26 protein-coding genes and 1 pseudogene are annotated in these 26507 nt (G+C 68.4%); 6 read left to right on the top strand and 21 right to left on the bottom strand.

What is annotated here, in order from left to right; translation table 11 throughout:
• Together C5E41_RS21395 and C5E41_RS21400 are read left to right on the top strand one after the other, a co-directional pair.
• A partial coding sequence (locus C5E41_RS21395) for a DUF4189 domain-containing protein (protein WP_219823221.1) occupies positions 1-908 on the top strand: 908 nt, incomplete at its 5' end.
• 209 nt (positions 909-1117) lie between these two features.
• Positions 1118-2260, top strand: coding sequence for a phage tail tip lysozyme (locus tag C5E41_RS21400; RefSeq protein ID WP_104377585.1), 1143 nt, complete (start codon positions 1118-1120; stop codon positions 2258-2260).
• 186 nt (positions 2261-2446) lie between these two features.
• On the opposite strand, the gene C5E41_RS21405 is transcribed toward C5E41_RS21400, so the two are convergent.
• The gene (locus C5E41_RS21405; RefSeq protein ID WP_181063351.1) at positions 2447-2866 is read right to left on the bottom strand and encodes a pyridoxamine 5'-phosphate oxidase family protein; all 420 of its coding nucleotides are present in this window, start codon (positions 2864-2866) and stop codon (positions 2447-2449) included.
• Between the two features lie 389 nt (positions 2867-3255).
• Here C5E41_RS21405 and C5E41_RS21415 point away from each other — a divergent pair, with 389 nt between their 5' ends.
• Positions 3256-4122 (top strand): PfkB family carbohydrate kinase, encoded by an 867-nt coding sequence (locus C5E41_RS21415; RefSeq protein WP_104377587.1) that lies wholly within the window; start codon positions 3256-3258, stop codon positions 4120-4122.
• Between the two features lie 98 nt (positions 4123-4220).
• On the opposite strand, the gene C5E41_RS21420 is transcribed toward C5E41_RS21415, so the two are convergent.
• The 12 genes from C5E41_RS21420 to C5E41_RS21475 all read right to left on the bottom strand — a co-directional run bounded on the left by C5E41_RS21420 (position 4221) and on the right by C5E41_RS21475 (position 14280).
• A complete protein-coding gene (locus tag C5E41_RS21420; RefSeq protein ID WP_219823222.1) occupies positions 4221-4895 on the bottom strand; it encodes a nucleoside triphosphate hydrolase in 675 nt (224 codons plus the stop codon).
• A gap of 86 nt (positions 4896-4981) precedes the next feature.
• Positions 4982-5626, bottom strand: coding sequence for a LutC/YkgG family protein (locus tag C5E41_RS21425; protein WP_104377588.1), 645 nt, complete (start codon positions 5624-5626; stop codon positions 4982-4984).
• Positions 5623-7110, bottom strand: a complete 1488-nt coding sequence (locus tag C5E41_RS21430; protein ID WP_104377589.1) for a LutB/LldF family L-lactate oxidation iron-sulfur protein — start codon at positions 7108-7110, stop codon at positions 5623-5625. The genes C5E41_RS21425 and C5E41_RS21430 overlap by 4 nt, the downstream gene beginning before the upstream one ends.
• The gene (locus C5E41_RS21435) at positions 7107-7889 is read right to left on the bottom strand and encodes a (Fe-S)-binding protein (protein ID WP_104377671.1); all 783 of its coding nucleotides are present in this window, start codon (positions 7887-7889) and stop codon (positions 7107-7109) included. Before C5E41_RS21435 ends, C5E41_RS21430 begins: the two co-directional genes overlap by 4 nt.
• A 165-nt stretch (positions 7890-8054) precedes the next feature.
• Positions 8055-8450 (bottom strand): DUF779 domain-containing protein, encoded by a 396-nt coding sequence (locus tag C5E41_RS21440; protein ID WP_104377590.1) that lies wholly within the window; start codon positions 8448-8450, stop codon positions 8055-8057.
• Positions 8450-9967, bottom strand: coding sequence for an aldehyde dehydrogenase (gene adh / locus C5E41_RS21445; RefSeq protein ID WP_104377591.1), 1518 nt, complete (start codon positions 9965-9967; stop codon positions 8450-8452). Before adh ends, C5E41_RS21440 begins: the two co-directional genes overlap by 1 nt.
• Before the next feature lie 176 nt (positions 9968-10143).
• Positions 10144-10962 (bottom strand): transcriptional regulator, encoded by an 819-nt coding sequence (locus C5E41_RS21450; protein WP_181063352.1) that lies wholly within the window; start codon positions 10960-10962, stop codon positions 10144-10146.
• Positions 10963-11294: 332 nt separating this feature from the next.
• On the bottom strand, positions 11295-11798 hold the full coding sequence (locus tag C5E41_RS21455; protein WP_258081145.1) for a nitroreductase family deazaflavin-dependent oxidoreductase: 504 nt from the start codon (positions 11796-11798) through the stop codon (positions 11295-11297).
• Positions 11799-11804: 6 nt separating this feature from the next.
• The gene (gene msrA / locus C5E41_RS21460; protein ID WP_439956456.1) at positions 11805-12281 is read right to left on the bottom strand and encodes a peptide-methionine (S)-S-oxide reductase MsrA; all 477 of its coding nucleotides are present in this window, start codon (positions 12279-12281) and stop codon (positions 11805-11807) included.
• A 187-nt stretch (positions 12282-12468) separates the two neighbouring features.
• Entirely contained in the window at positions 12469-12966 is a 498-nt protein-coding gene (locus C5E41_RS21465; RefSeq protein ID WP_146097632.1) for an ATP-binding protein, read from the bottom strand.
• Positions 12967-13064: 98 nt separating this feature from the next.
• Entirely contained in the window at positions 13065-13862 is a 798-nt protein-coding gene (locus C5E41_RS21470; protein ID WP_104377673.1) for an RNA polymerase sigma factor SigF, read from the bottom strand.
• Positions 13852-14280, bottom strand: coding sequence for an ATP-binding protein (locus C5E41_RS21475; protein WP_258081146.1), 429 nt, complete (start codon positions 14278-14280; stop codon positions 13852-13854). Before C5E41_RS21475 ends, C5E41_RS21470 begins: the two co-directional genes overlap by 11 nt.
• Before the next feature lie 233 nt (positions 14281-14513).
• On the opposite strand from C5E41_RS21475, the gene C5E41_RS21485 reads away from it, so the two are divergent.
• Positions 14514-14882, top strand: coding sequence for an STAS domain-containing protein (locus C5E41_RS21485; RefSeq protein ID WP_104377595.1), 369 nt, complete (start codon positions 14514-14516; stop codon positions 14880-14882).
• Between the two features lie 36 nt (positions 14883-14918).
• On the opposite strand, the gene C5E41_RS21490 is transcribed toward C5E41_RS21485, so the two are convergent.
• The 3 genes from C5E41_RS21490 to C5E41_RS21500 are packed head-to-tail and all read right to left on the bottom strand — an operon-like array spanning position 14919 to position 18186.
• On the bottom strand, positions 14919-15365 hold the full coding sequence (locus C5E41_RS21490; RefSeq protein WP_036504039.1) for a response regulator: 447 nt from the start codon (positions 15363-15365) through the stop codon (positions 14919-14921).
• Positions 15362-16924, bottom strand: a complete 1563-nt coding sequence (locus C5E41_RS21495; protein ID WP_104377674.1) for a sensor histidine kinase — start codon at positions 16922-16924, stop codon at positions 15362-15364. Before C5E41_RS21495 ends, C5E41_RS21490 begins: the two co-directional genes overlap by 4 nt.
• 47 nt (positions 16925-16971) lie before the next feature.
• Positions 16972-18186 carry a PP2C family protein-serine/threonine phosphatase gene (locus C5E41_RS21500; RefSeq protein WP_258081148.1) on the bottom strand — a complete coding sequence of 405 codons (1215 nt, stop codon included), beginning with the start codon at positions 18184-18186 and terminating at the stop codon, positions 16972-16974.
• A 740-nt stretch (positions 18187-18926) separates the two neighbouring features.
• Here C5E41_RS21500 and C5E41_RS21510 point away from each other — a divergent pair.
• A complete protein-coding gene (locus C5E41_RS21510) occupies positions 18927-19610 on the top strand; it encodes a PAS and ANTAR domain-containing protein (protein WP_258081149.1) in 684 nt (227 codons plus the stop codon).
• 16 nt (positions 19611-19626) lie between these two features.
• Here the strand turns inward: C5E41_RS21510 and C5E41_RS21515 are convergent, their stop codons facing one another.
• From C5E41_RS21515 to C5E41_RS21535, 5 genes and pseudogenes are all read right to left on the bottom strand, one after another.
• Complete coding sequence (locus C5E41_RS21515; RefSeq protein WP_258081150.1) at positions 19627-20643, bottom strand: lysophospholipid acyltransferase family protein; 1017 nt, start codon at positions 20641-20643, stop codon at positions 19627-19629.
• A 143-nt stretch (positions 20644-20786) separates the two neighbouring features.
• Positions 20787-21608 (bottom strand): annotated as a pseudogene (locus tag C5E41_RS21520) (GNAT family N-acetyltransferase); the annotation flags it as partial.
• Positions 21609-21836: 228 nt separating this feature from the next.
• Entirely contained in the window at positions 21837-23099 is a 1263-nt protein-coding gene (locus C5E41_RS21525) for a glycosyltransferase family 4 protein (protein WP_104377597.1), read from the bottom strand.
• On the bottom strand, positions 23096-24667 hold the full coding sequence (locus C5E41_RS21530; protein WP_104377598.1) for a 1,4-alpha-glucan branching protein domain-containing protein: 1572 nt from the start codon (positions 24665-24667) through the stop codon (positions 23096-23098). Before C5E41_RS21530 ends, C5E41_RS21525 begins: the two co-directional genes overlap by 4 nt.
• Positions 24664-25479: a class I SAM-dependent methyltransferase gene (locus tag C5E41_RS21535; protein ID WP_104377599.1), complete on the bottom strand. Its 816-nt coding sequence runs from the start codon at positions 25477-25479 to the stop codon at positions 24664-24666. Before C5E41_RS21535 ends, C5E41_RS21530 begins: the two co-directional genes overlap by 4 nt.
• A 210-nt stretch (positions 25480-25689) precedes the next feature.
• On the opposite strand from C5E41_RS21535, the gene C5E41_RS21540 reads away from it, so the two are divergent.
• Positions 25690-26475, top strand: a complete 786-nt coding sequence (locus tag C5E41_RS21540; protein WP_104377600.1) for an electron transfer flavoprotein subunit beta/FixA family protein — start codon at positions 25690-25692, stop codon at positions 26473-26475.
• Positions 26476-26507: the final 32 nt, after the last annotated feature.

Below are 26507 nucleotides of genomic sequence, written 5' to 3' on the forward strand. Positions count from 1 at the left end.
CGACCCGGGCCTATCCAGGTGGAATGCCGGCCCCCGGCACACCTGCCGGTGGGGCCGCATCGCAGCAACCGGCCCCGCCCACCCAGGCCTATCCGGGGCAACCCGCCCCGCCGACCCAGGCCTATCCCGGAGGTCAACCGGGCCCGCCGTATCCGCAACCCGGATCCGACGATCCCACGGTGCACGCGGGACAGGGATATCCCGCCGGGGTGCCGTATCCGGGCGATCCGAATCAGCCCCCGATGTACGGCCAGGCGCATCCGCCGGGCGGCTACCCCGACGGTGGATATCCAGGCGCGCAACCGTACCCGCAGCCGTATCCGGATCCGCAGTACGCGGGCGGGCAGCCTTACCCGTATCCGGGTGCGGCGCAGCCGAATTCGGGTGGCGGCAAGGTACTGGCGATCGTTGCCGCGGTGGTGGTGGCGGTACTCGTCCTGGGCGTGGCCGTCGCGGTGATCGTGGTGCACAACCACAACAAGAACAGCGATAACGATGCGGCCGCCCACCAGTCGACCACCAGCCCGTCGCCGACGTATTCGACCTCGACCGCACCCACGACCCGGGAGACCACCCGCAACGTTCCGCCGCCGCCACCGCCGCCACCGGCCGATGTCTGGATCGCCGCCGGCTACGACGCCGACACCGGCAAAGTGACCTGGGCGCGCAGCACGATCAGCTCCGACGACGCCATCAACCAGGTCCAAACCCGTTGCCCCGGTTGCGCACAGCCGGCGGCATGGGCACGCAACGCCTGCGTGGCGGTGGTCGTCGGCCAGAACAACGGCTGGGCCTCCACCTGGGGCACCACCGCGGAAGAGGCCGAATCCAAGGCCGTCACCAGCGCGCAGAACAACTACGGGGTATCGGGACCGTTCAACAAATGGTCCAAATGCGCGACGGAGTAGGCGCGGCGCGGATCTCTTCCCAGCGACGGGAGTAGAGCCGTCCGACGCCACGCCTATGCTTCCGGCAGTGATGTCGGTGGACACCACCAGGTCGGCGTCGGCGGCGCACACGAAATACCGTGTCGCCGAGGGTCAACGACCTCCTTCCCGCCCCGGGAAGTCCGGTCACCGACGCGTGTCGACTTTGCCTGGTTGAGAGCGAGGCCCCCATGAGCTCCGATGGCACCAGCCGACTGGGCGATCTGCACGAGCTCCCGGACTGTGCGCCGGCGGGCCTGAAAGCGCTCTTCAGCGCCGCGGAAGGGGTCATCCAAGAACAGGTTCGGCTGCTCGGCTCGGGTACGCCGTCGAAGGCTCCCGACCTGCGCGGGATGTTGCGTGGTCAGGGAATCGCCGATCCCGAGGACGAGTCGGCGATGATCGACAAGTACAGCGATCACAAGAGCCAGATGCACAAGGCCACGTCCGGCATCCAGCGCAAGGACGCGGGCATCGTGGTACGAACCGCGGGCATCGGCAACGCCGTGACCGAGGCGTACGGGACCGTCGATACCGCGGTGGGAGAACTCAATACGAAGATCGACGCCTCCTTCAAATCCGTGCGGACGGTGAAGGACAAGGACGGCACCTCCCACAAGGAATTACCCAGGGACATCATCGACGGCCTGTTCAAAGGCGTGTGGGAGACCGTCGGTACGACATACGACAAGGTCCACGGTGTCTCCGACCAGGCCGCGGCCGCGGCGCTGAAGATCAAAGGCGACGCCCCGCCGTCCTCCCCCACGAGCAATCCGATACCGCCCCTATCGCCCACTTCGAGTCCCTCCGCCGGAATCACTCCGGCGGGATACAACGGCACCACCCCGTGGAGCGGCCAGTCGGGTTCCATGGGCACCGCGATCATCCCCACCAAGGAAAAGCCCACCGCGATGGCGATGATGAAATATCTCATCGACACATACCACTTCACGCCGGCTCAGGCGGCCGGCATCGTCGCCAATGCGAAATTCGAGTCGGGATTCGACGTTTCCGCCACCGGTGACAACGGATCGGCCAAGGGCCTGTTCCAGTGGCGTTTCGGCCGGCTTTCCGGCCTCCAATCCTTCGCGAAGAGACCTGGCGAGGATATCGGCGACTGGCATACCCATATCGATTACATGGTTCAGGAACTGCGTGGTGGCGACTATCAGCAGGCAAACGCTGCCGTCACCGCCAACCCCAACGACGCGCGGGCAGTGGCCGAGGACTTCGACAGGTACTACGAGAAAAGCGCCGGACTCTCGACCAATGACCGGCGCGATTACGCGGCGGGGCTGCTCGAGGAGTACAACAAGTCGGCGCTCGCCGTTTGAGGCCGGCGGTCGGTCGCGCAGCCGCGACCTGCTCAGGGCACGACGACCGCGCAGCCGCCGGCCGCCGATACGCCTCGGGACCGTCGTCGAGGGTGAACCGGGACGCGGTCTTCCGACCGACCGTGTTCTTTCCCGGCAACCGATTCCGCTACGGCATACACCCAGCGAACCCATGGTCAGCGTCGGCTACTCCTTCGAGTAGTCGGTACTCAACCACCGTTCGGGGCGCATGCGGATCACCAGCGAACCCGGGCCGAGATTCTGTTCGGCGAAGGCGGCACCCTCTTCGGGTCCCAGGTACCGCACCGCGATCGCGCGTGCGACCTCGGGCGACGCCGGATCGATCGAGGTGACCGAGCCCTCTGCGGTGACATACCGGTACGGCGGCTGTTCCACCTGCGCGGTGAGCGAGAACCGCCCAGCCGCCCGGATGAGCCGCTCCTTCACCGTCCCGGCGTCGGTCCACACCACCACCTCACCGCCGGGCTCGTACCCGTACCAGATCGGCACCGCCAGCGGAGCCCGCTCCGGGCGCTCCACCGCGATCACCCCCACGTGCAGTTCGGCCAGGAACTTCTCACGTTCGGCACGAGTCATGGTCGGCATCGACGGTCCTTTCGCGAGTCGGGTGTCCTTCTTCGGCAACCGGCGAAGAGCGGTCTCCTATTCCGAACCGCGAATTCGGAGCGGCAGGTGGTGCGAGATTTGCTGGTCGGGCGGCTCAGCTCGACGGTGGCGGGATCCTGGAAGATCGCCGGATCGCGGTTGGCCGCACCCCACAGCAGCAGTAGGTGCCATATCCAGGCGACCGCACCTGTGAAACGATTGTGCACGGATGTATCGTCTCGAGACGACCCGAATCGAAGGGACCGTGTCCGACGATTGCGAACCACCGATGTGGATCGACTGGCGGGAGGAGTGCGCCGCAGCGTCGCCCGCGCACGCATCGAGGCGGCAGCCGCCGACCTGGTTCTCGCCGGTGCGGAAAGGATGAGATGAGTGTTCCGCTGTTCGTCGGCCTCACCACCGTCGACCTCGCCTACGCTGTGGACGCCTATCCGGCCGAGGACACCAAAACCCTGGCGCGCGAACAGTTTCTGGGCGCCGGCGGACCGGCCGCCAATGCCGCGGTGGCCTGCGCGATACTGACCGGCGGCGCCCGGCTGCTCACCGCCGTCGGACGGCATCCGCTCGCCGCGCTGATCCGCGACGATCTGCGGTCCCACGGTGTCGAACTCGTGGACACCACGGCGCGGCGCACGGACCCGCCGCCGATCTCCTCCATCGTCGTCGCAGCCGGCGCCGGAACGAGAACCATTGTCTCGCTGGATGGTTCGGGCATCGGGGCGCCGTTCGGCGACGAACTCGCGGATCGGGTCCGGGAGGCATCGGTGGTGCGCGTCGACGGACATCACATCGAGCTGGCACTCGGCATCGCGCGGGCGGCGCACGGTATGGGCATTCCGGTGGTCCTCGACGGTGGTCGCTGGAAACCGGAACACGCGCGGTTGCTGCCGCTGGTCGACATCGCCATCTGCTCGGCCTCGTTCGCGCCGCCGGACACCGAGGACATATTCGACCACCTGCACCGGATCGGGGTCCATGCGGTCGCCGTCACTCGCGGGCACCAACCGATCACGTACTCCGCCAACGGCATTCGGGGCGAGATCGCGGTGGGTGGGGTCGACGGCGCGGATACACTCGGCGCCGGGGACATCCTGCACGGCGCATTCTGCGCGTACCACGCACGCGGCCACGGCTTCGTCGACGCGCTCACCCGCGCCGCCGCGGTCGCCACCCTGTCCTGCCGGTTCTTCGGTACTCGCGCGTGGGGAGACAGGCTCGGCGAGTTGACCGAATGAGGTGACCGGGCCTCGGTCCGGGCACACGCCGAGACACGCTCATCGAGTCGTACGGACGAGACAGCCGGGCTCGGCCCCACGCACGCGCGGGGACAGGCTTACCGAGCCGGGAGAAGACGGTAGCCGCCGGGGACCGCGCGAAGCACCAGATCGGCTCGATCCCGGCTCTGCGCGATGAGGCGCGCGTTCGGCAGATCGCTGCCGGACACCATGGCCTGCGCCCGATCCGGGGATTTCCCGCCACGCAGATGCCGACGCAACAGGCGCTGTTCGATGACGGGCTCTTCGGCATCGAGATACCAGACCTCGTCCAGATACCCGCGCACCTGCCGCCATCCCGGCCGATCCAGCACAAGGTAGTTCCCTTCCACGATCGCGACCCGTTCGCCGGTGAAGGTCACCGCATCGGGGATCGGGTCGTGGCGGGCTCGATCGTAGACCGGCCACGGCACCGGCACGCCGATCGCACTGTCGCGCAACCCCCGGAGCCGCGCGACGAACGACTCCACATCGAAGGTATCGGGCTGCCCTTTGCGGCCGAGCGCGCCGGTCTGCCGCAGCACCGCGGAACTCAGGTGAAATCCGTCCATTCCGGCCACCTCGGCGGGCACCCCCAACCTCCGCACCGCGTCCGCCAAACCTGCTGCCAGGGTGGACTTTCCGGCTCCCGGCGGACCGGTCACCCCGACCAGGTACCGACGCGCACCCGCGCCGTCCGCCGACCGCACGATCCGCGCCGCCAGCTCACCCGGACCCATCACCTCGGCCGTCATCGGACACCTCCTTCACCGCGCGTCGATCCGTCGCCGCCGGCGAGCACCGGCCGCACCCTCGCATGACGTCGCAGCCGCTCTCGCCGTCACTCGACGAGTATCACTATCAACCGCCTCGGTCCGTGCACGCCCTGCACGCGAGTCATCTCGATATCCACCGTCGCCGACGGACCACTGATCCAGGTGGTCGGCCGGCGCGGGTCCACACGCGGAACGACCTCCGGCAATGCGGATTTCACCTGCTCGGCGTGGACCACGCACACGTGACAGTCCGGCACGAGTGTGGCCGCGCGGCGGCCCTGGCCGGCGTCGCCGTCGAGCACGATCGTGCCCGATTGCGCGATCGCCGCGGCGCAGGTGGTCACGACCGCGTCGACCTCGTCCAGTTCGAGAGTCGTCAAGGGCGGGTCGTCGGTCACGACGCGATGCTCGCAGCCGTCCGCCCACAGGGCCATCCAGATGTCCGGCAGTCCGGGTGGTGTCAGCACCACACGGGCCGAGGCGCGCCGCAGTTCCCGATCCACGGCCGCCGCGACTCCGGCCAGAGTAGTCCGATGCACCTGTGCGCCATAACGTTCCAGTCGCTGTTCGAACAGGTCCAGGATCGCGGCGCCATCGTCGGGGTCGACGCCCGGCGCGGTCCGCAGATAGTCGCGCGGCACGGTGACCGCGTCCGCCGGTTCGCCGAGGGCCTCGCGGACGCGTCGCAGGATCGTCTCGCGCGCATTCACGACGGACCCCTGTCCTCGTTCGCGGTGTCGTGCGGTGGGGGTCCGTCATCGTGGCGGCCGCCCTCGGTGCGCGCCCACCAGCGGCGAAACGATTCAGCAGGGATGTCGGGTACCCGCCGGCTGTCGGTCCACCCGCCCAGCGGACCGGGCAGGTGCCGCTTCGGGACCACGACGCCGATGCGCGCCGCCGACCGCACGGCCGCGCCCCACAGCGCCGGATGGCTCATGAATCCCGCCATCGCGTCGAAGGCCACCCGCTCGACTCGATGTTTCACCGCCGCCTCGCCCTCGGCGACCTCGTGGCGTAGCGCCAGCAGATTCCCGGTGATATCGATGCGGACGGGGCAGACGTCGTCACAAGCCCCGCACAGCGCCGACGCGTACGGCAGCGAGGCGGTCTGCGAATCGTCGGCGCCCTTCAGCAGCGGGTTGAGGATGGCGCCGATCGGGCCCGGATAGACCGAACCGTAGGCCTGTCCGCCGGTACGTTCGTAGACCGGGCAGATATTCATGCAGGCGCCACACCGGATGCAGCGCAACGCTTCCCGTCCGAGTTCGTCGCGCAGGGCGCGCGTACGCCCGTTGTCCACCAGCACCAGGTGGAAGGCCGAGGGTCCGTCCTGTGCGGTGACGCCGGTCCAGGTCGACACGTACGGCGACATCCGCTCCCCGGTCGCGCTGCGGGCCAGTAACTCCAGATAGATCTCCAGGTCGCGCCAGCTCGGAATCACCTTCTCGATTCCGGCCACCGTGATCAGCGTCTCCGGCAGGGTCAGGCACATCCGCCCGTTGCCCTCCGACTCCACCATCACCACCGTTCCGCTCTCGGCGACAAGGAAATTCGCGCCGGTGATGCCGACCTTCGCGCGCAGGAACTTCTCCCGCAGATGCAGCCGCGACGCATCGGCGAGCGCCTGCGGGTCGTCGGTCAGATCGTCCGGTGCCGGACGCCCGTGCTTGCCCATCTCGCGGCGGAAGATGTCGCGAATCTGGCTGCGGTTCAGGTGCATCGACGGCACCACGATATGGGAGGGCAGATCGTCACCCAGTTGCAGGATGATCTCGGCGAGATCGGTTTCGCGGGTGTCGATTCCGGCCGCGGCGAGCGCCTCGTCCAGCCCGATCTCCTCCGACAGCATGGATTTGGCCTTGACGATCTCGGTTTCACCGGTGGCCCGGACCAATTCGGTGACGACGGCATTGGCCTCGGCGGCGTCGGTCGCCCAATGCACCACTCCCCCGGCGCCCTCCACCGCATCGGCCAATCGCTCGAGATAGGTGTCGAGACGGCGCAACACATCGTCCTTGACCGCGGCGGCGGCGGTCCGCAGTTCCTGCCAGTCCGGGCGTTCGGCCACCAGGGCGTCGCGCTTGGCGCGGATGGTGTGGGTGGCACGGTGCACATTGGCACGCAACTGTTCGTCCGCGGTCGCGATCCGCGCGGCCTGCGGGAACGGGGGCCAGCCCACGAAACTCTTACTCACGAGCGCACTCCCGCGGCCACCGGCAGCCCGGGCATCGGCCCGTCGGCCTTCGTGCGCGCCAGGATTTCCACCAGATGCAGATCGCGCACCGGCGTCGCGTCGGCGGCCAGGCGCCCGCCGATATTCATCAGGCACGAATTGTCCACGGCCGTCACCACGCTCGCGCCCGTCTCGCGCACGTGTGCGGCCTTGTCGGCGTTCATCGCGCCGGAGGCGGCGGCATTCTTCACCGCGAACGTGCCACCGAATCCGCAGCATTCGTCGGCCGCGGGCAATTCGACCAGCTCCAATCCGGCCACCGCCCGCAACAATCGGTACGGCCGGTCGCCGATGCGCTGCACGCGCAGCGAATGACAGGTCGGATGGTAGGTCACCCGATGTGGGAAATAGGCACCCACGTCGACGACACCCAGGTCGTCGGTGAGGAATTCGGTCAGCTCCCGGATTCTGGGGAGCAGCGCCTCGGCAGCGCGGGCCAGCGCGGCATCGCCGACCTGCGCGGCCACCACCCGGTAGAACTCGCCCGGCGCCGCGCCGCACGAGGCGGACGGCACGACGATCCGGTCGTAGTCACCGAAGACCGAGACGAAATGCCGGGCCATTGTCGCGGTATCGGCCCGATATCCGGTGTTGGCATGCATCTGGCCGCAACAACTCTGGGCCATCGGGAATTCGACCTCGACGCCGAGCCGGCGCAGCAAGGTCACCGCCGCCCGGCCGGTCCCCGGATACATGACGTCGTTGACGCAGGTGATGAACAAAGCCGTACGCGCCGACATGCGGCCCCTCTCGTCACCGATGCCGCGGACCGGGCACTGATTCTCGAGCGGCACCTCGATACGGATACTGGCGAACGATCCCGGCCAGGATACGCCGCACGCACCGCGGCGAGACGGATCTGCGGGCGTTGTGCACCCACGGATCCGCCTCGCCGGCGGCATCGGTCAACTCGGCGCATCCGCCCCGGTGAGCGGTGGCGGCTCGGAATCGAGTTCGGCCACTTCGTCATCGGTCAGCAGCCGGGACCGGATCAGGAACCGCACCCCCTCGGGGGCTTCGAGCGAGAATCCGCTCCCCCGCCCGGAAACCACGTCGACGGTGAGATAGGTGTGCTTCCAGTACTCGTACTGATCGGCGCTCATCCAGAACGGAGTATCGGCGCCGACCCGGCCGAGCAGCACGTCCGAGGCGCCCACGCGGAATTCCCCGCGCGGGAAGCACATCGGCGCGCTACCGTCGCAACAGCCGCCCGACTGATGGAACATCACCGGGCCGTGCTGTCGAATCAGGTTGTCCAGCAACGACTGCGCGGCCTCGGTCAGGCCGACGCGGGTACCCATCAGAAGAAGCCGAGTTTGTTGGGTGAGTAGCTGACCAGCAGGTTCTTGGTCTGCTGGTAGTGGTCGAGCATCATGCGGTGGTTCTCGCGTCCGATGCCGGACTTCTTGTAGCCGCCGAAGGCGGCGTGTGCGGGGTAGGCGTGGTAGCAGTTGGTCCATACCCGGCCGGCTTTGATGCCACGGCCCAGCCGATAGGCGGTGTTGCCGTCACGGCTCCACACACCGGCGCCGAGGCCGTAGAGGGTGTCGTTGGCGATCGCGAGGGCTTGCTCGGTCGAGTCGAAGGTGGTGACCGCGACGACCGGGCCGAAGATCTCCTCCTGGAAGACCCGCATGTCGTTGGTGCCCTTCAAGATGGTGGGCTCGACGTAGAAGCCGCCCGGCAGGCCGTCGACCTTGCGCTGGCTGCCGCCGGTGAGGACCTCGGCGCCTTCTTTGCGGCCGATGTCGATGTAGGACAGAATCTTTTCGTACTGGTCGTTGCTGGCCTGGGCGCCGATCATGGTCTCGCTGTCGAGCGGGTTGCCGCTGACGATGGCCTTGGTCCGTTCCAGGCAGCGTGCCATGAACTCGTCGTAGATGGAGGAGTGGATCAGCGCGCGCGACGGGCAGGTGCACACCTCACCCTGGTTGAGGGCGAACATCACGAAGCCCTCGACCGCCTTGTCGAGGAACGCGTCGTCGGCGGCCATCACATCGGGCAGGAAGATGTTGGGGCTCTTGCCGCCCAGTTCGAGGGTGACGGGGATGATGTTCTCGCTGGCGTACTGCATGATCAGCCGGCCGGTGGTGGTCTCACCGGTGAACGCGACCTTGGCCACGCGGGGGCTGGATGCCAGCGGCTTACCGGTTTCGACGCCGAAACCGTTGACCACGTTGAGAACTCCCGGCGGGAGCAGATCGCCGATCAGCTCGACCACCTTCATGATCGAGGCCGGGGTCTGCTCGGCGGGCTTGAGCACGACCGCGTTACCGGCGGCCAGCGCGGGCGCCAGCTTCCAGGTCGCCATGAGGATCGGGAAGTTCCACGGGATGATCTGGCCGACCACGCCCAGCGGCTCGTGGAAGTGATAGGCGATGGTGTCGGCATCGATCTCGCTGACCCCGCCTTCCTGGGCGCGGATGGCGCCGGCGAAGTAGCGGAAATGATCGACGGCCAAAGGCAGGTCGGCTGCGAGGGTTTCGCGCACCGGCTTGCCGTTGTCCCAGGTTTCGGCGACGGCCAGCTGGTCGAGATTCGCCTCGATCCGGTCGGCGATCTTGTTCAGGATGTTGGCGCGCTCGGCGGCCGAGGTCGCACCCCACGCGTCGGCGGCGCCATGCGCGGCATCCAACGCCAACTCCACATCAGCAGCCGACGATCGTGCCACCTCACAGAAGACTTCCCCGTCGACCGGCGACGGATTCTCGAAGTATCTGCCCTCGACCGGTGCCGTCCATTCGCCACCGATGAAGTTGTCGTAGCGGTCGGCGTAGGAGACGATGCTGCCTTCGGCGCCGGGCTTGGCGTAGATCATGACGGGTGCTCCTCGATGAGTCACGAAGGGTCGCATCACGACAGGGGACGTCGTGATGTGGACCACTATGAGCCGCGAGGGTTGGCACAAGGTTGAATGCGGCGGGCGCGTCGCGATCAGCTTCGCAGTGTCGCGATCAGCTTCGCAGTGTCGCGATCAGCTTCGCAGTGCCGCGATCAGCTTCGCAGTGCGCTGTGCAAGCGCGCGGCGGCCACCGCGCGGCGCGCGTCGCGAGCGGGCAGCAGCCGCAGCGCGTGTTCGTGGATCTCGATGTCCCCGGGTGCTTTGGCGCCGTAGTCCAGCGCGTATTCGGCCTCGCCGGCCGACAGCACCGCGGTGCGGATACCGACCTCCAGATATTCGCGCCATTCGACGACGCCCGGTGTCTGCGAGCCCGGCAGCAGCGGGCCGCGATACAGCCGCACGGCGGTGGCGGTGTCCCCGGCGGCCAGGGCGGCGAGCATATCGGTCGCATCGCAGGACACCGGTGTGGTCAGCCGATAGACCCGATTGCTGATATCGCCGCCGGTGGCGCGGCGCAGATGCGAGACGTCGGCCTTGAGCGTGCTGGATCCGGTGGGCCGGTCGCCGTAGACGGCCAGCTGCAACCGCTCCGGTGTGTAGCCGTCGGGTTCGAGGGCGAGCAGGGCGAGGATCTCGAGCAGCCGCCGGCGCAGTCGCAGCGGCCGCCCGGCCCGGGTCAGCGCGGCGCCACCGAGACATTCCAGTCGCACACCTGGGGCCGTATTCGCCACGCCCCCTTGCAGTTTCGCCTCCACCGCCGCAGTGAGCGACAGCACCGTGGACATGGCCAATGGATGCGAGCGATCCCAGGTGGTGGACAGATCCAGCACACCGAGCTGGCGGCCGTCAGCGGACCGGATCGGCGCGCAGTAGCAGACCCAGCCGTGCAGTGCCTCGACCAGATGCTCGGCGGAGAACACGCTGCTCGGGCGACCGGTGTGCAACGCCAGCGACAGCGCGTTGGTGCCCATGTGGTTCTCGTCCCAGCGACCCCTCGGCATCGGGGGCATCGGGGATATCGGGGGCGATGGGGCCGGATTCGAGAGCACACACGGCCGCGGTCGCCGGGAGGTCGCGCGGGCTCGGAACCCAACGCGCCCACTGCCGTTCCAGTGCCGCGCGTCGCCGCAGCAGAGCACTGTCGTGTCCTGATCGCATCCGCCTCACCCGTCGCCGCTCGGTCCGCACCGTGCGTTCCGGCGGCGCCTGGGGCCGGGCCGCACATCGTCGGCTCGGCCCCATTGTCCAGCAGGTCGGCTCGTCGCGGGAGCGAAACCGGCCGGCGCGGACGATCGACCTCGGCTCAGATGGGCGTCAGTTCGAACAGCCGGAACCGGCGCGCGCCCGCCAGACGCTGCTCCATGGCGTAACCGGGCCAATAGGCCACCGCGCGGGCCCAGGCCTCCTCGCGCTCGGTGCCGCTCAGCCGACGGACCCGCACCTTGATCCGCTTACCGCCGCTGTTGATTTCGGCATCGGAGGCCGCGGCGAGGTTCGCCGACCAGGACGGATGCTCCGGCCGCCCCCAGTTGGACCCGATCAGCAGATACCGCTCGGGCCCGTCCGGTACGTACAGCAGCGACACTGTCCGCGGCAACCCGGATTTACGTCCGCGCACCGTCAGCTCCATCGACGGCAGGCCCGCCAAATCGAGCACTCCGTGCCGGCCGCCGGTGATCTGGCGGATGATGCGTTCCAGGACGACGACGACCGGACCGGTGCGCATCACCCAGGGGATCCGCGCGATCGCCCGTCCGAGAGCGGAGAGCGGATTACCGATACGTGAGCGACGGGTGCGATCCGACATGACGGCCTACTGCGAGGTCTGCGAGGTCGCGGCGCGCTTGGGCAGCTTCCAGCCCGGCCGGGGGAAGTGGCAGGTGTAGCCCTCCGGATAGCGCTGCAGGTAGTCCTGGTGCTCGGGTTCGGCCTCCCAGAAATCGGACGCCGGGGTCACCTCGGTGACCACCTTGCCCGGCCACAGACCGGAGGCGTCCACATCGGCGATGGTGTCGAGCGCGATCGCCTTCTGCTCGTCGTCGAGATAGAAGATCGCGGACCGATAGCTGCTGCCGATGTCGTTGCCCTGGCGGTCCTTCGTCGACGGATCGTGGATCTGGAAGAAGAACTCGAGCAGGGCCCGGTAATCAGTACGCGCGGGGTCGTAGACGATCTCCACGGCCTCGGCGTGCCCCGGATGGTTGCGGTAGGTGGGGTGATCGTTGCGCCCGCCGGTATATCCGACGCGCGTGGAAATCACACCCGGCTGCTTGCGGATCAGCTCCTGCATACCCCAGAAGCATCCGCCTGCCAGAATCGCCTTGCGCGTGTCGGTCACGCTTCCTCCTTCGGATCGGGTCCCCGCCCCAAGTCTCGCACCGGTACAACCCGGGCGCGGGCCCGAAAAGTCCCGCCGCGGCGCCCGCCTCGCTCGCCGTCCGTATCCCGCATACCCGCTATCCCGGCGGATTAACGGCCTACCCCCGGCCCTGACCGGCGACCGACTTCGAACCCGTTGGCGCCGAAGCGATTTCGGCGTGCATCGCGACTCGGGTCCCGTCGGCACCGGTGGTGATCTCGACGTCGCGCACCAGGGCGCGCATGATCGCCAGTCCGCGCCCGCGCACGGGATCCGGAACCTCGGCACGGGGTTCCCAGCTGCCGTGGTCCACGATGGTCAGGTACAGGTCCGAGCCGCTGATCTCACCGCGCAGCCCGACCATGCCGGCGCCGTCGCGGTAGCCGTGCTCCACGGCGTTCGTGCATGCCTCGTCCACCGCCAGCAACAAGTCGTAGATCTGTTCCGAGCCGATTCCCCCGCGCTCGAGCCAGGCCCGCAGATCGTGGCGCACCTCGGCGATCCGGTCGGCCTGCGACGGGAAATTCGCCTCGAAGGGGGCCACCCGCAGCGGGTGCGGCTCGCGTATCGCGGGCCCTGGGGCGGGGTCGCCCGGGGGATCTGGAAATCCGCTCATGTCCTCATTCCGATCGCAACCGATGATCTCCACTCGATGATCTCCTCGGCATCCGCGATACCCCCTTTCCCGGGCGCCACGCGGCGCCGTTCGCCTACTCAGTCGCGCAGCGCCTTCTCGCGCAGCTGTTTGAGCGTTCTGGTCAAGATCCGCGAGACCTGCATCTGGGAACAGCCGAGTTCCCGCGCGATCTGTTCCTGCGTCATCCCACCGAAGAAACGCATGGTCAGCACGTACCGCTCCTTCTCCGGCAAGGCGTCGATGAGCGGCTTCACGGTCAGAGTGTCGTCGATCGCGCCGAAGGTCGGATCGACGTCGCCCAGCGTGTCGAGGATCGCATTACCGGAGCGGCTGTCGTCGTCCGAGGTCGGCGTGTCCAGCGACTGGGTCTGGTAGGCGTTGCGGGCGATCAGCGCCTGCGTCACCTCGCCCAGATCGGCGCCCATCTCCTCGGCGATCTCGCGCGCCCGCGGCATCCGGCCCAGCCGTTGCGAGAGCGTCTCCACGGTCGGCCCCAGCGCGGTCTGAATCTCCTTGATTCGCCGGGGCACACGCAGCGCCCAGGTGTGATCGCGGAAGTGGCGGCGCACCTCGCCCATCACCGTCGGCACCGCGAAGGCGAGGAACGGCGACCCCTGCGTGGGATCGAACCGGTCGACGGCCGCGACCAGGCCGACCCGGGCGATCTGCAGGAGATCCTCGAAGTTCTCGCCGCGCCCGCTGAACTTGCGCGCGATGTGCTCGGCCAGCGGCAGGCAGCGGTTGATGATCCGTTCGCGCAGCCGGTCGCGCTCCGGATCGCCCTCGGGCAGGGCGGAGAGCTCGACGAACAGCGGTGCGACGTCGTCGTAGCCGTCGGGGTGGCGCGCGGCGCCGGTATCGTTCTCAGTCGACATCTGTTCCGCCACGTGCCCAGCGGAATTCGACGACGGTCGGGTGCCCGCCCACGGCTGCGTCGTAGTCCGAGCTCTCGGTCTTCACCCACTGGGTCAGGGTCGAGACGATGTGCCAGCCGAAGCTGTGGGTGTCCGGGCCGCCCGCGGTCGTGGTGACGGCGGCGACGCGCACGTCCATGGTGGTATCGCTCGCGGTGAATGTGCAATCGACCACGGAATCGGCGGCCGCGTCCACGATCAGCGCGCTGACCACCTCGTCGACGGCGAGACGGATATCGGTGGCCTCGTCGATACCGAAATCGGCGACCAGAGCGACGGTTTCGGTCAACGCCCGGACCATCATCAATTGCGCCGCATCGGCCGGTACCTGGAATCCGACCGCAGTGGTCCCCGCGTCCGGGGACACTTTCTCGACCATGCCCATTCGTTGCTCCCAAATATCGTGCCGCGAAACGATTTCACAGCGTACGCGAGCGCCCGCCGAACGCCCTCCGATCGCGGTGACGGCCCCCGTTCGGATCGCGCCGAAACGGGTATGTTGGTCAGCGGCGAATCGTCGCCACGCCGCGGACAGCGGCGCAGATCGGAATACGCCGGAGGTATCGAAGTGGCGAAATGCGGTACGAATCGCCTCGCGCTGGGGTCGGCCCGATGAGCGGCGAACGGGTGTCACCCCTGCTGCGCACCGAGCAGCGCACGGAAGGTTCGGCCGTGGTCGTGACCGTGGCCGGTGAGGTGGACATGAATTCCGCGCCGGAGCTGCAATCGGCTCTCGACCGGGCGCTGCAGGCCCAGCCCACCGCCGTGGTGCTGGATATGACCGAGGTCGGTTTCCTCGGATCGGCCGGGCTGAGCGTGCTGCTCGCCACCTCCCAGTCCACCGCGACGGGCGGCCTGCGAGTGGTCGCGTCGCCCGCGGTGCGCCGCCCGATCGAGGTGACCGCACTGGACGCGTTGCTGCGCCTGTTCCCGACCGTCGCGGATGCGCTGGCCGCGCCGGAGCAGACCACCTCGGCCTGATCCGGCGCCGGCCCGCCGCGTTCCTCACCGCCGGCGTCATCGCTGTCGGGGCAACCGGACGACCTGAACGAAGAATTCGTCGATGTGCTTGATCGCGGCGATGAATTGATCCAGGTCGACCGGTTTGGTCACATAGGCGTTCGCGTGCAGCCGATAACTGCGCAGAATGTCCTCTTCGGCTGCCGACGTGGTGAGTACTACCACCGGAATATGGCTGAGATCCGGATCGGATTTGATCTTTTCCAGAACTTGGCGGCCGTCGTATTTCGGCAAATTCAGATCGAGCAGGATCAAGTCGGGCCGCGGCGCCTGCGCGAATTCCCCCTGCCGGTAGAGGAAGTCGAGCGCTTCCTGACCGTCGCGGGCGACGTGCAGCGTATTGCCGATCTTGTTGTCCTCGAACGCCTCTCGGGTCATCAGCTCGTCGCCGGGGTCGTCCTCCACGAGCAGGATGTCGATGGGCTGGCTCACCGGTGCGGTCATGCGTCGGCTCCTTCGGATACGGGTTCGATCGGTGCGGGCATGGCGTCTTGGGTCGCCAGGGTGAAGCGGAACCGGGTGCCGCCGGTGTATTCGGTGTCGATCCACAGATCCCCGCCGTGGTACTCGACGATCTTCTTGCACAGCGCCAAGCCGATGCCGGTGCCGCTGTAGTCCTCCCGGTTGTGCAGGCGCTGGAAGATCACGAAGACCTTGTCCGCGAATTCCGGCGGGATGCCGATCCCGTTGTCGGACACGGAGAATCGCCATTCGTCCGGGTGATCGCCCGGCTCGCACTCGATGCGCACCACCGGCGCGGTACCGGGGGTGCGGAATTTCACGGCGTTGCCGATGAGGTTCTGCCACAACATCGTCAGCAGTATCGGCTGGCCCGCGACGTCGGGCAGCTGCTCCGGGCGCTCGACCACCGCGCCGGATTCCTCGATCGCGCCGGACAGATTGTCCAGCGCCGAATTCAGCGTCGAGTCCAAACCGACGAGCTCGTTGCCCTCGATCACCCGGCCCACTCGCGAGAAGGTCAACAGATCGTTGATCAGCCGCTGCATCCGCTTGGCGCCGTCGACGGCGTAATCGATGTACTGTTTGGCCCGCTCGTCGAGCTGATCGCCGTAACGCTTCTCCAGCAACTGACAGAACGCGGCGACCTTGCGCAGCGGTTCCTGCAGGTCGTGGGAGGCGACGTAGGCGAACTGCTCGAGTTCGGCATTCGAGCGGCGCAGTTGGACCGTCTGGCGATCCAGATCGTCGGCCTGCCGGGCGAGCAGCACCTCCTGCGCCCGCGAGGACCCCAGTTCGGAGACGATGCGCACGCGCATCTCCTCGACCGCCTCGGCGACCGTGGCCAGGTCGGCCGGACCGTGCGCCTCGATGTGATGATCGAACTCACCGGCCGATACCCGCCGGGACGCCTCGGTGAGCTCGTCGAGCGGGCGGGCGACCAGCCGCCGGATCAGCACGGTCAGTGCCAGGCCGGTGAGCAGAATGAGGACGACCACCGCGATCAGCACACTGTCGCGCACGGTGCGCGCGTGGTCGAGGTCGCGGCGGTCCTCGGCGATCGCGGCCGCCGAGTCCGCGTTCTGTGCGGCGAATTTCTTGCGCAGCTCGTCGAACAGGGCCTTGCCGCGAGTGACCAGATCGGCGGAGTCGGCCGGCGACACATTCCCCGCCGCCGCGATCATCGGCTGCACGTATTCGGAACGCCAGCGCTGCGCGGCGGCCTCGACGGCGTCCAGATCGTCGAGCAGCACAGGGCGGCCGGCGGCCACCTCACGCAGCCGTGCCACGGCGGCGGTCTCGTCGGCGACACCCTTGTTGTAGGGCTGCAGGAACTGCTGGTCGGCCGAGATCGCGTAGCCGCGCAGGCCGGTTTCCTGGTTGATCAAGGCGGCTTGTATCCGATACGCCTCGGTCGCGGCCGGCTGGGAGCGATCGAGCAATCGGTCTTCGATGGCGTCGGTATGGGCGATCACTTGCGCGGCGGCGATCGCGCCGGCGATCACCACCACGAGCATCAGGGCGAGAACCAGCTGAAACCACATCTGTGCGGTGAGCCGGCCGACGACCCCATCGCGGTGTCGGACGTCGTTCACCGGACCCGCTCACCCCCGTGCCAGCGCAGATAGACGATCGCCAGGTCGTCGTCGAGTCCCCCGGCCGGGGCGGCCGCGGATTCGACCTGGCCCAGCAACTCGTCGAGATAACGGGCGGGCTGTTCGACCGGCACCCCCTTCGCCATCGCCAGCAGGCCATCTTCACCGAGCCGATCGCCGGTGCCGGTCCGCACCTCGAACAGGCCGTCGGTGAACAGCACCAGCCCGGTACCGGCCGGCACGGTCACCTCGGAGACCGGCCAGTCCGCCCGGCCCGGCATGAAGCCGAGCGCCGGTCCGCCGGGCACCTCCAGCCATTCGGTGCCGGTCGGCGAATGGACGAGCATGCCGGGGTGACCGGCCCGGATCACCTCGACGGCGCCGCGACCGGGCAGGGCGTGCAGCGTGGTGAGGGTGGCGAAGGTCTGCGGGCCGGTGCGTTCGGCGACCAGCACCTCCTCCAGCAGTCGCAGCTGCCGGGGCCCGGTGATGCCGCTGAATACCAGTGTGCGCCAAGCCAATCGCAGACCCACGCCGATCGCGGCCTCGTCCGGGCCGTGGCCGGCCACATCGCCGATCAGCGCGTGCACCGTGCCGTCGGCCTCCTGAACGACGTCGTAGAAATCGCCGCCGAGCAGCGAATGCGCGCGTCCGGGACGATAACGCGAGACCACATCGACGATCGGCGCACCGCGCAGCAGTGGCTTGGGGAGCAGCCCGCGTTCCAGGCGGGCGTTCTCCTGGGCGCGCATAGTGCTCGCGCGCAGCGCCGCGGTGGTGCGCTCGGCCTGTTTGCGCTGAATCGCGTAGCGCACGGCCCGGCCGAACCACTCCGGCTCGACCCGGCCCTTCACGAGGTAGTCCTGCGCACCGGCCGCCATCGCGGCCAGACCGGTCTGTTCCTCGTCCAGGCCGGTCATCACCACGACCGCGACCTGATCGGTGTACTCCCGCAACTGCGCGAGCGCGTCCAAGCCGTGGGAATCGGGCAGGTTCAGATCGAGCAGCACACAGTCGGGCAGGCCCGCGGCCAGCCACGCACCCGCTTCGGCGAGCGAGCGCACATGTTCCAGGCGCACGCCGGGCGCACCGTCGGCAACGAGTTCCTCGACCAGCAGGGCATCACCGGGGTCGTCCTCGACCAGCAGGATCGTCTGCCCGAGCGGGGAGGCGGTGCCCAGCGGCGTGACGCCGTCGAGGGGCGGGCGCACGGTGGAGCCGCGACCGTCGTCTCGAACGGATGCGGAATGGGGACCCTTGGACGAACCCTCGGACGAGTGGCCCGCAGAACAGCCGGATACATCGCGAAACCGTGGGGACTGTTCCGTCACCGCGGCCGGGCGGGGCCGCGGGGTCGCATCGCCGCTGCGACGAGGTCGCACGATGTCGGCCCGCAGCGCACCGGCCGCATCGGACCGCGACGAGGGAACAGCAACCGTGCCTGGGACGGCACGCTTCGACAATGCTGCCTCCGATCAAAGAAGTGGCGGCCCGAGCGCACGCCGACTTGCTCAGCGGCCCGTTTTTCGACCGTGAGGCTTACCGATCCTATCGAACCCCGGCCGAACACGCTGCGCGCACCATGGCGCAGGCCGCGATCAGGACGTCGCGTCGGCACCTGCCCGAGACCGGAGAAGGGGCTGGTGCACAACGGTTTTCGCTACGAGAGGCGCCCCTGCGCCGATGGCGGCAGAGGTGCGCCGAAGGCGCAATTTCGCCGTCCACACCGCGACCACCGCCGCATGCACCGCAATGACGATCAGTGATATCGAGCCGATCACCATGAGCAACGCAACCACGACTGATCCCAGTCCTCTCGAGTCGAATGTCCTGTATACCGACACAAGATGCCCCGAAACCCTCATACCAAACAGATCGGGCGCGCGGAGCGCGTCACATACCGCCCGACCTGGTGTCGGCTCGGAGCGCGACACAGCGGATACTGTGAAACGTGAGTACGGAACAGTCGCCACGCATCGCGCCGCTCGAGCCCTTGACGAACGCGCTCGGCGCGCGGCCCTGCGAAAATGTCGGCTGGTTTCGTTTCTGGTTCGCCGATCAGCGCTGGGAATGGTCGGACGAGGCGGCGCAGATGTACGGGTACCCGAGCGCCGATACCGAGCCCACCACCGACCTGCTCATCTCGCACAAACATCCGGACGACCACGCGGAACTGGCGGCCAGCATCGCGGCTTCGGTGAAAACCGGCGAGCCCATCTGTGGTCAGCACCGCATCGTCGATGCCGGCGGCGAAACCCGCGAGATCATCGTTGTCGGCGAACAACTCACCGACGATGACGGCGCGGTGATCGGGGCCGGCGGATATTTCGTCGACGTCACCGAGACGATCGCCGAGGAGCGCAACGATGCGCTGTCGGAGGTACTGCCCGAGGTGATCGAGTCCCGCGCGGTGATCGAACAGGCCAAGGGCGCGCTGACGCTGGCCTACGGCATCAGTCCCGAACAGGCGTTCCGGGTGCTGAGCTGGCGTTCCCAGGAGACCAACACCAAGCTGCGGGAACTGGCCGCGCAGTTCGTGCACGAGTTCCGCCGGCTCAACGGGGAGAACACCGCCCTGCGCAGTCGCGTCGACCACATCGTCCTGACCGCCCACCGCCTGATCCCGCACGACTGAGCGCCGGTCGGTGCGGTCAGGAGGCCGCTTCGGCGACGACGATCTCGCGGGTCGGGCCGGTGCCGACGGCCGTGGCGTGGGCGTCGAAGCGCACCTCGGTGCGGCCGCGGATGGCGCGATCGCAGCGCTCGGCCAGGTCGTGGCGGTCGGTGCCCGGTTCCTCGATCGGCAGCAGGACGAGTTCGGCGACGACGCCCTTGGCGCGCAGGACGCGACGGGCCGAGTCGAGGAAGGTGTCCACCCCGACGAAGCCGGGGACCGTCGACGTCTCGCCGGCGCGGTTCAGATAGCGCAGCCGGATCGGCTGTACCGGCGTAGCGGTGTCGACCGCTGCCTGGAACAGTGCGGGTCGCAGCCGGCCGTGGGCCCGGCCACACCAGGTGGTGCCCTCGGGGAACATGCCGATCCGCTCCCCCGCCGCCAGCCGCGCCGACATCGCCACGATCACCTCGGGCAACTGCCGCAACCGCTCTCGATCGATCGGGATCACGCGCATGAGCCGGGCCAGCTGCCCCAGCACCGGCCACGACACCAGGTCGCCGCGGGCCACGAAGCCCATCGGCGAGACCGCCGCCAACGCCAGCACATCGGCCCATCCGACGTGCCCGGCCACCACCAGCAGACCGCGCCCGGAATCACTGGGAGCGCCACCGCCTCGCACCGAACCGTCGTCGACCGCCCCTCGCTCGTCGACGACTCGCAAAGCGATTCCGCAGCAGCGCAATACGGCCCGTGCGTACCGCCGATGCAAGCCTGTCCGCCGGGCAGCCGGCGTCACCACATTGACCACCGGAAACGCAACCAGCAACCCCACCACACCCGCGATCCGCGCCACACTCCGCACCGCGCCCGCGGTATCGGGCACGGCCACACAGCCGGCGCCGCACGGACTCGCGGGCATCCATGCGTGCACCGCCGGCGGTGCCGCCATGGGCCGAGGATCGAACGGCGTCTCCGCCGCCGCGCTGACGGGCTCGGCCGCCGCCCGGCCGGCAGTCTCCGCGCCGCTTCGTACATCGGTTGTCTCGGTCATCGTGCTCCTCCGCCCGTATCGCGGGCCCGCGCGGCATCGGCGTCCGACGCGCGGGCGTCTGTGCCTTCCGACGCGCGGGCGTCTGTGCCTTCCGACGCGCGGGCGTCTGTGCCCTCCGACGCGCGGGCGTCTGTGCCCTCCGACGCGCGGGCGTCCATGGCTCCCGCAGCGCTCTGCAGGCGTTCCAGGTAGCGGGTGTTGATCGTTTCCAGGCCGAGGAGGGCGACGAAATCCGCGACGCCGAAATCCGGGTCGTGGGCCGGTTCACCGCAGATCTCGGCGCCCAGGCGCAGGTAACCGCGCAGCAGCGGGGGAAGTTTCGGCCGGGCCGGGGCAGCCAGTTCGTCGAGCGCGCGGCCGTCGACCACGACCGGGCGGTACGGGCGCACGCGACGGGCCGGATCACCGGCGTGCTTGCTCAGCAACAGATCCCGGACCGCGGCCACGTTCGCACCGGGCGGATCGGCGGGAGTGTCGCGCATCGGAACCGAGACACACCCCATCACCCAGTCGTAGCCGGTGAGCTGGATGTAGTGCAGGATTCCGGCCCACATCAGCGTCAGCACCGAGCCGTTGCGATGGTCCGGAACCACACAGGCGCGGCCCATTTCGACGATCCGGCGCCCTTCGGGATCCATGGCGCTCAGATCGAATTCGGTGGCCGTGTAGTACCCGCCGGCCGCGCGCACCTTGTCCGGCGGCAGCATCCGGTAGCAACCGACGAATTCGCCGGAGGCCTCGTCGCGCACCAGCAGATGGTCGCAGTGCTCGTCGAACCGGTCGGCGTCCAGGCCCTCGGCGCTGAAGGGAATGTCGAATCCGGGTTCGCCGGCGAACACCCGGTAGCGCAGCCGCTGCGCGGCCCGGCGATGGTCGAGATCGGAGGACACAACCAGGGAGTACTGTGGCGCCGCCACCCCTGGGCCTGTCGTGCGGGTCGGATTCAGCACGGACGATGGCGTCATGGTGTCGATGAAGCCAGGCCGATTCGGCGAGGCGGCGACGTTCGAGTGTCGAGCGAATGCCAGTCCGGTGAACGAGATCCCCGTCACACCGAACGTTCACTGCGTCGTTCCCCCGAGTTGGCCCACTCGCCCGAAACCGCCACGTCGGACGCACCGACGCGGCCGCAGTAAGCAGCGGTCAGGCGTTCTCGCGGGCGAAGCTGCGAGCGCCGACCACCGCCCGGCCGATCACAGCGGGTGGTTCGGATCCCGTTCCGGCAGTGGGCGTTCGGTGATCACCGGGCGGCCCAGCGGATTGCGGACCCGGCGCTTGGCGGCCTGATAGACCTGAATCGTCTCCGCCGCCACCACATCCCAGGCGAAATCGGCGGTCAGCCGAGCATGGGCCGCGTACGCACGCTGCTGTGCCGCGATCGGATCGTCGAGGACGGCTGTCACCGCCTCGACCAGACCGGTCACATCCGCAGGTTCGAACGAAGCCCCGGTGACCCCGTCGACGACCAGCTCACCGAGCCCGCCCGCGGTGGAGGTCACCAGCGGCGTTCCGGCCGCGGCGGCCTCGAGCGCGACGATGCCGAACGGCTCGTAGCGACTGGGCAGCACGATCGCGTCGGCGCCGTGCAGCCAGCCCAGCAGTTCGGCATGGTCCAGGCGGCCTGCGAAATTCACCGCGCGGGCCACCCGATGGACCCGCGCGCGCTCGCGCAGCCATTCGAACTGCGTGCCCACCCCCGCGATGGTCAGCGTGGCGCCGGGATGTGCGCGCCGGATCCGGGGCAGTGCGGCGATGGCGTCCTGGACGCCCTTCTCGTATTCGAGCCGGCCCACGTACAGCAGCCGCGGCGGACCCGAACGCGGCGCGCGGTCGCGAAATGTCCACGCCCCCACGTCGATTCCGTTGCGGATCACCGTCACCGGCACGAGTTCGGGGCCGTAGAGCTTTTCCACCTCGTCCTGCATCGAGGTCGAACAGGTGATAAGGGCATCGGATTCGCGAGCCAGCCACCACTCGACCGAATGGACCTGTTTGTTGACCCGGCCCGAGACCCAGCCGCTGTGCCGGCCGGCCTCGGTGGCATGGATGGTCGAGACCAACGGCACGTCGTAGTACTCGGCCAGGGCGATCGCCGAATGGGCGACCAGCCAGTCGTGGGCGTGCACCACATCGGGCGTCCAGCCCTCGGCGATACCCGGTTTGCTCAACGCGATACCGGCGCGGACCATCGCATGGCCCATGGCCAGGGTCCAGGCGAGCATGTCCGCACCGAAGTCGAAGGCGGGCGGATCCTCGGCGACCGCGACCACCAGCACCCGATCCTCGATGAAGGTGTGGGTGGGATGGGTGGTGGCGTCGGTGCCCATCGGCCGGCGGGCCAGCACCACGACCTCGTGACCGGCGGCCGCCAGTTCGACGGCCAGATGATGGACGTGCCGGCCGAGCCCACCGACAACCACCGGTGGGTACTCCCACGACACCATCAAGATCTTCATGCCGGTCCTTCTGTTGCTCCCGCCGAGCGGTGACCGACTGCGGGGATGTCCGTACCTCGGGCGTCGAGTCGGCGCGCGTCGAGAGCGGGGAAGAATCCGTCGGCCGCGTACCATCCTGCCGCCAACTGCCGTGCTTTGGCGAGTTGGCCCGCGGTAACGGCCGCGGCGATCTCGCGGACGGCGTGCGCGTGCTGATGTGCGCGGTCGCGGGCATATCCCGCGGCGGAGTCCTTGCTGACCATGAACGCCCAGTCGCTGGAGACGGCCAGAATCGCCTCGCGCAGCAATTGGTCGGCGACCGGATCGCGCAGACCGTCGGACTGCGCGGCCATCTTGTCCAGAGTGTCCAGGGCCGCACGCACGATCTCGGCGTTGAGCTCGACCAGGTCGCGGACCTGATCACCGGCCCACACCCGCCAGTCCTTACCCGACCCCCAGGAGGAATCGGCCAGCTCGACGGGTTCGCCGACGAATCCGTCCGCCCGCGCATCGGCCAGGGTGGCGACGGTGACCCCGGCCTCCGGCAGGGCGCGCAACACCTGTTCCAGCCACTGTGGCCCCTCATGCCACCAGTGGCCGAACAGTTCGGTGTCGAAGGCCGCCACCACCAGCGCCGGTCGGCCGATCCGCTCGGATTCGGTGATCAATCGTTCGCGTACGGTCGTCACGAAATCGGCGACATCGCGTTCGATCGCCGCCGCGGCGGCCGCGGGATCATAGGGCGCCTTGTCCGGACCGGCGACCTGCTTGCCGGTGACGCGGGCCGGTTTGAGACCGGTCTCGTCGTCGTAGTGATGGAAGTCGCGGTAGTGGGCCTGGCCCGGATATCCGGATTTCGGCGACCACACCCGGTAGCTGACCTGCAGATCCCGTCCGAACGCGACCACATCGCTGTCCCGGACGGGCCGGCCGAGGGTGGTGTCGCCACGCAGCGCCGGACCGTCGACCATGAAATGCCTCACACCCGCCGCGGCATAGCCCCGTTCCATTCCCGGGGTGAAGCCGCATTCCGGCGCCCAGATCCCCGCCGGGGTGTGCCCCCAACGATGCCGCGCGTCGGCCAGACCTTCACGCAACTGGAAGTCGCGCAGGCGCGCATCGAGCAGCGGCTGGAACGGGTGCGCCAGCGGTCCGCCCAGCAGTTCGATCGCCTCGGCGTCGATCAGTTCCCGCCACACCGGCGATCCGCCGTGCCGCCACCGCTGCTCGAAATCGGCGAGGGCGTCGGCGGCCAGTGCGTGTTCGTAGCCGCCCAGCTCGCGCTTGCCGGCCATCGATGCCTCGTCGGCACGCATCTGCCAATTCCCCAGCCAGTGGTGCATCGCCGCCAGCGCGTGCGGATCGTCGAGCTGCGCGGCCAGCACCGGCGTGACGCCGAAGCTGAGCAGATGCGAACGTCCTTCCGCGGCAAGGGTTCTCAGCACCCGGGCGACCGGCAGATAGGACGCCGCCCACGATTGATACAGCCATTCCTCACCCACCGGCCACCGGCCGTGATGCACCAGCCAGGGCAGATGAGAATGCAGGACCAGGCTGAACCGACCCGGCACCGCTCGCGAATCGCTCACGGCTTCACCGCGATGGCGACCAGATCGAGGCTGGCATCGATCTCCGGATCCCGCGCCGGGACGGCCGAACCGAGGGCCGGGCGCAGTTCGAAATCGTCGGTGTGTACACCGGCCACCGCCGCGGTCAGTTCGGCGGGCCAGGGTTCACCGGCCAGCGCTCGCTCGATCTGCGCGTCGATGAACGAGCCGCCCCACTGTTCGTCGAGAGCGACCAGCGCCGGGCCGTGATGGACCCCGGCCATGACGTCGACGCGAAATCCGGCCTGCTCCAGCAGTTCCGCGAGTTCGGCGGCGTTCAGCTCGCGAGTGTGGAAGGGGTTCAACGGCGTATCGCGACCGGGCGAGAAGGTGATCCGGTTCGGCGTGCTGATCAGCAGCTGCCCGCCGGGACGCAGCACTCGCAGGCATTCGCGCAGGAATTGACCCTGGTCCCAGAGATGTTCGATGACCTGGAAGTTCACCACCACGTCGACCGAGGCGTCGTCGAGCGGCAGTTCGGCGAGGTTGCCCTGGATCATCTCGACCCGAGGGTAGGCCGCGCGCACATGCTCCACCGCGCTGGTGTCGTAGTCCAGGCCGATCACCCGGGCGGCGACGTCGGCGATCATGTTCGCGCCGTAGCCCTCGCCGGAGCCTGCCTCCAGAACCGTTGCCCCGCCGCATCGTTCGAGCAGGCGTGCGTAGACGATCTCGTGTCGGCGGAACCAGTAGTTCTCCTCCGCGATTCCCGGCACGGTCCGTTCGCCGGTCAATGGCAGCGACTCCACCCCGGCAGACTCCCCACTCACCGGGGAGACGACAGCCTCACTCATTGGACCGACGTTAGCGGTTGCCTGTATCACATCGGCGCCCGGACCGGCCATGGAGAACATCACACCATAAGTTACCCGTGAGTAACTTAATGTAGGGTAATCTCCCGGACGGAGCTTTAGATGTGACGGAGCTTTTCACGTGGACGTACGGCCACCCGATCGTGCGACCCCACTTCACGTGCCACCAGAACAGGAGGTCGACGAAGACCAATGCCGAACATCGTCGTACTGATCAAGCAGGTTCCCGACACCTGGTCCGAGCGCAAGCTCAGCGATGGTGACTACACCCTCGACCGGGAGGCGGCCGACGCGATCCTGGACGAGATCAACGAGCGTGCCGTCGAAGAGGCTCTGCTGATCAAGGAAGCCCAAGGCGGCGAGGTCACCGTTCTCGCCATGGGTCCCGAGCGCGCCACCGAGGCCATCCGCAAGGCGCTGTCCATGGGCGCCGACAAGGCCATCCACGTCAAGGACGACGCCATCCACGGCTCCGACGCCGTGCAGACCGCGTGGGTGCTCGCCGGCGCACTGGGCCAGATCGAAGGCATCGAGCTCGTCATCGCCGGTAACGAGGCCACCGACGGCCGCGCCGGCGCCGTGCCGGCCATCATCGCCGAGTACCTGGGCATCCCGCAGCTCACCCACCTGCGCAAGCTGACCGTCGACGGCGACAAGATCTCCGGCGAGCGCGAGACCGACGAGGGCGTGTTCAAGCTCGAGGCGAACCTGCCCGCCATCGTCTCGGTCACCGAGAAGATCAACGAGCCCCGCTTCCCCTCCTTCAAGGGCATCATGGCCGCGAAGAAGAAGGAAGTGCAGACGTTCACCCTGGCCGACCTGGGCATCGACCCGTCGACCGTCGGCGTCGGCAATGCGGGCACCGCAGTCTCCGGTGTCACCCCGAAGCCGCCGCGCACCGCGGGCGAGAAGGTCGCCGACGAGGGCGAGGGCGGCAACCAGGTCGCGCAGTACCTCATCGGCCAGAAGATCATCTGAGCCCACCGAGCGCAATCACCACAGACTTCAGG

It is taken from the genome of Nocardia nova (assembly GCF_002933465.1).
Taxonomy (GTDB): domain Bacteria; phylum Actinomycetota; class Actinomycetes; order Mycobacteriales; family Mycobacteriaceae; genus Nocardia; species Nocardia nova_B.

Coding starts and splice junctions, on each gene's coding strand:
- C5E41_RS21470 (WP_104377673.1), bottom strand. CDS start 13,862: ATGTCGACTGAGAACGATACCGGCGCCGCGCGCCACCCCGACGGCTAC.
- C5E41_RS21465 (WP_146097632.1), bottom strand. CDS start 12,966: ATGAGCGGATTTCCAGATCCCCCGGGCGACCCCGCCCCAGGGCCCGCG.
- C5E41_RS21485 (WP_104377595.1), top strand. CDS start 14,514: ATGAGCGGCGAACGGGTGTCACCCCTGCTGCGCACCGAGCAGCGCACG.
- C5E41_RS21535 (WP_104377599.1), bottom strand. CDS start 25,479: ATGAGTGAGGCTGTCGTCTCCCCGGTGAGTGGGGAGTCTGCCGGGGTG.
- C5E41_RS21405 (WP_181063351.1), bottom strand. CDS start 2,866: ATGCCGACCATGACTCGTGCCGAACGTGAGAAGTTCCTGGCCGAACTG.
- C5E41_RS21455 (WP_258081145.1), bottom strand. CDS start 11,798: ATGTCGGATCGCACCCGTCGCTCACGTATCGGTAATCCGCTCTCCGCT.
- C5E41_RS21415 (WP_104377587.1), top strand. CDS start 3,256: ATGAGTGTTCCGCTGTTCGTCGGCCTCACCACCGTCGACCTCGCCTAC.
- C5E41_RS21420 (WP_219823222.1), bottom strand. CDS start 4,895: ATGACGGCCGAGGTGATGGGTCCGGGTGAGCTGGCGGCGCGGATCGTG.
- C5E41_RS21495 (WP_104377674.1), bottom strand. CDS start 16,924: ATGTGGTTTCAGCTGGTTCTCGCCCTGATGCTCGTGGTGGTGATCGCC.
- C5E41_RS21490 (WP_036504039.1), bottom strand. CDS start 15,365: ATGACCGCACCGGTGAGCCAGCCCATCGACATCCTGCTCGTGGAGGAC.
- C5E41_RS21400 (WP_104377585.1), top strand. CDS start 1,118: ATGAGCTCCGATGGCACCAGCCGACTGGGCGATCTGCACGAGCTCCCG.
- C5E41_RS21435 (WP_104377671.1), bottom strand. CDS start 7,889: ATGTCGGCGCGTACGGCTTTGTTCATCACCTGCGTCAACGACGTCATG.
- msrA (WP_439956456.1), bottom strand. CDS start 12,281: ATGCAGGAGCTGATCCGCAAGCAGCCGGGTGTGATTTCCACGCGCGTC.
- C5E41_RS21515 (WP_258081150.1), bottom strand. CDS start 20,643: ATGACCGAGACAACCGATGTACGAAGCGGCGCGGAGACTGCCGGCCGG.
- C5E41_RS21440 (WP_104377590.1), bottom strand. CDS start 8,450: ATGGGTACCCGCGTCGGCCTGACCGAGGCCGCGCAGTCGTTGCTGGAC.
- C5E41_RS21475 (WP_258081146.1), bottom strand. CDS start 14,280: ATGGTCGAGAAAGTGTCCCCGGACGCGGGGACCACTGCGGTCGGATTC.
- C5E41_RS21525 (WP_104377597.1), bottom strand. CDS start 23,099: ATGAAGATCTTGATGGTGTCGTGGGAGTACCCACCGGTGGTTGTCGGT.
- C5E41_RS21450 (WP_181063352.1), bottom strand. CDS start 10,962: ATGGGCACCAACGCGCTGTCGCTGGCGTTGCACACCGGTCGCCCGAGC.
- adh (WP_104377591.1), bottom strand. CDS start 9,967: ATGATCTACGCCAAGCCCGGCGCCGAAGGCAGCATCGTCTCCTACGCC.
- C5E41_RS21540 (WP_104377600.1), top strand. CDS start 25,690: ATGCCGAACATCGTCGTACTGATCAAGCAGGTTCCCGACACCTGGTCC.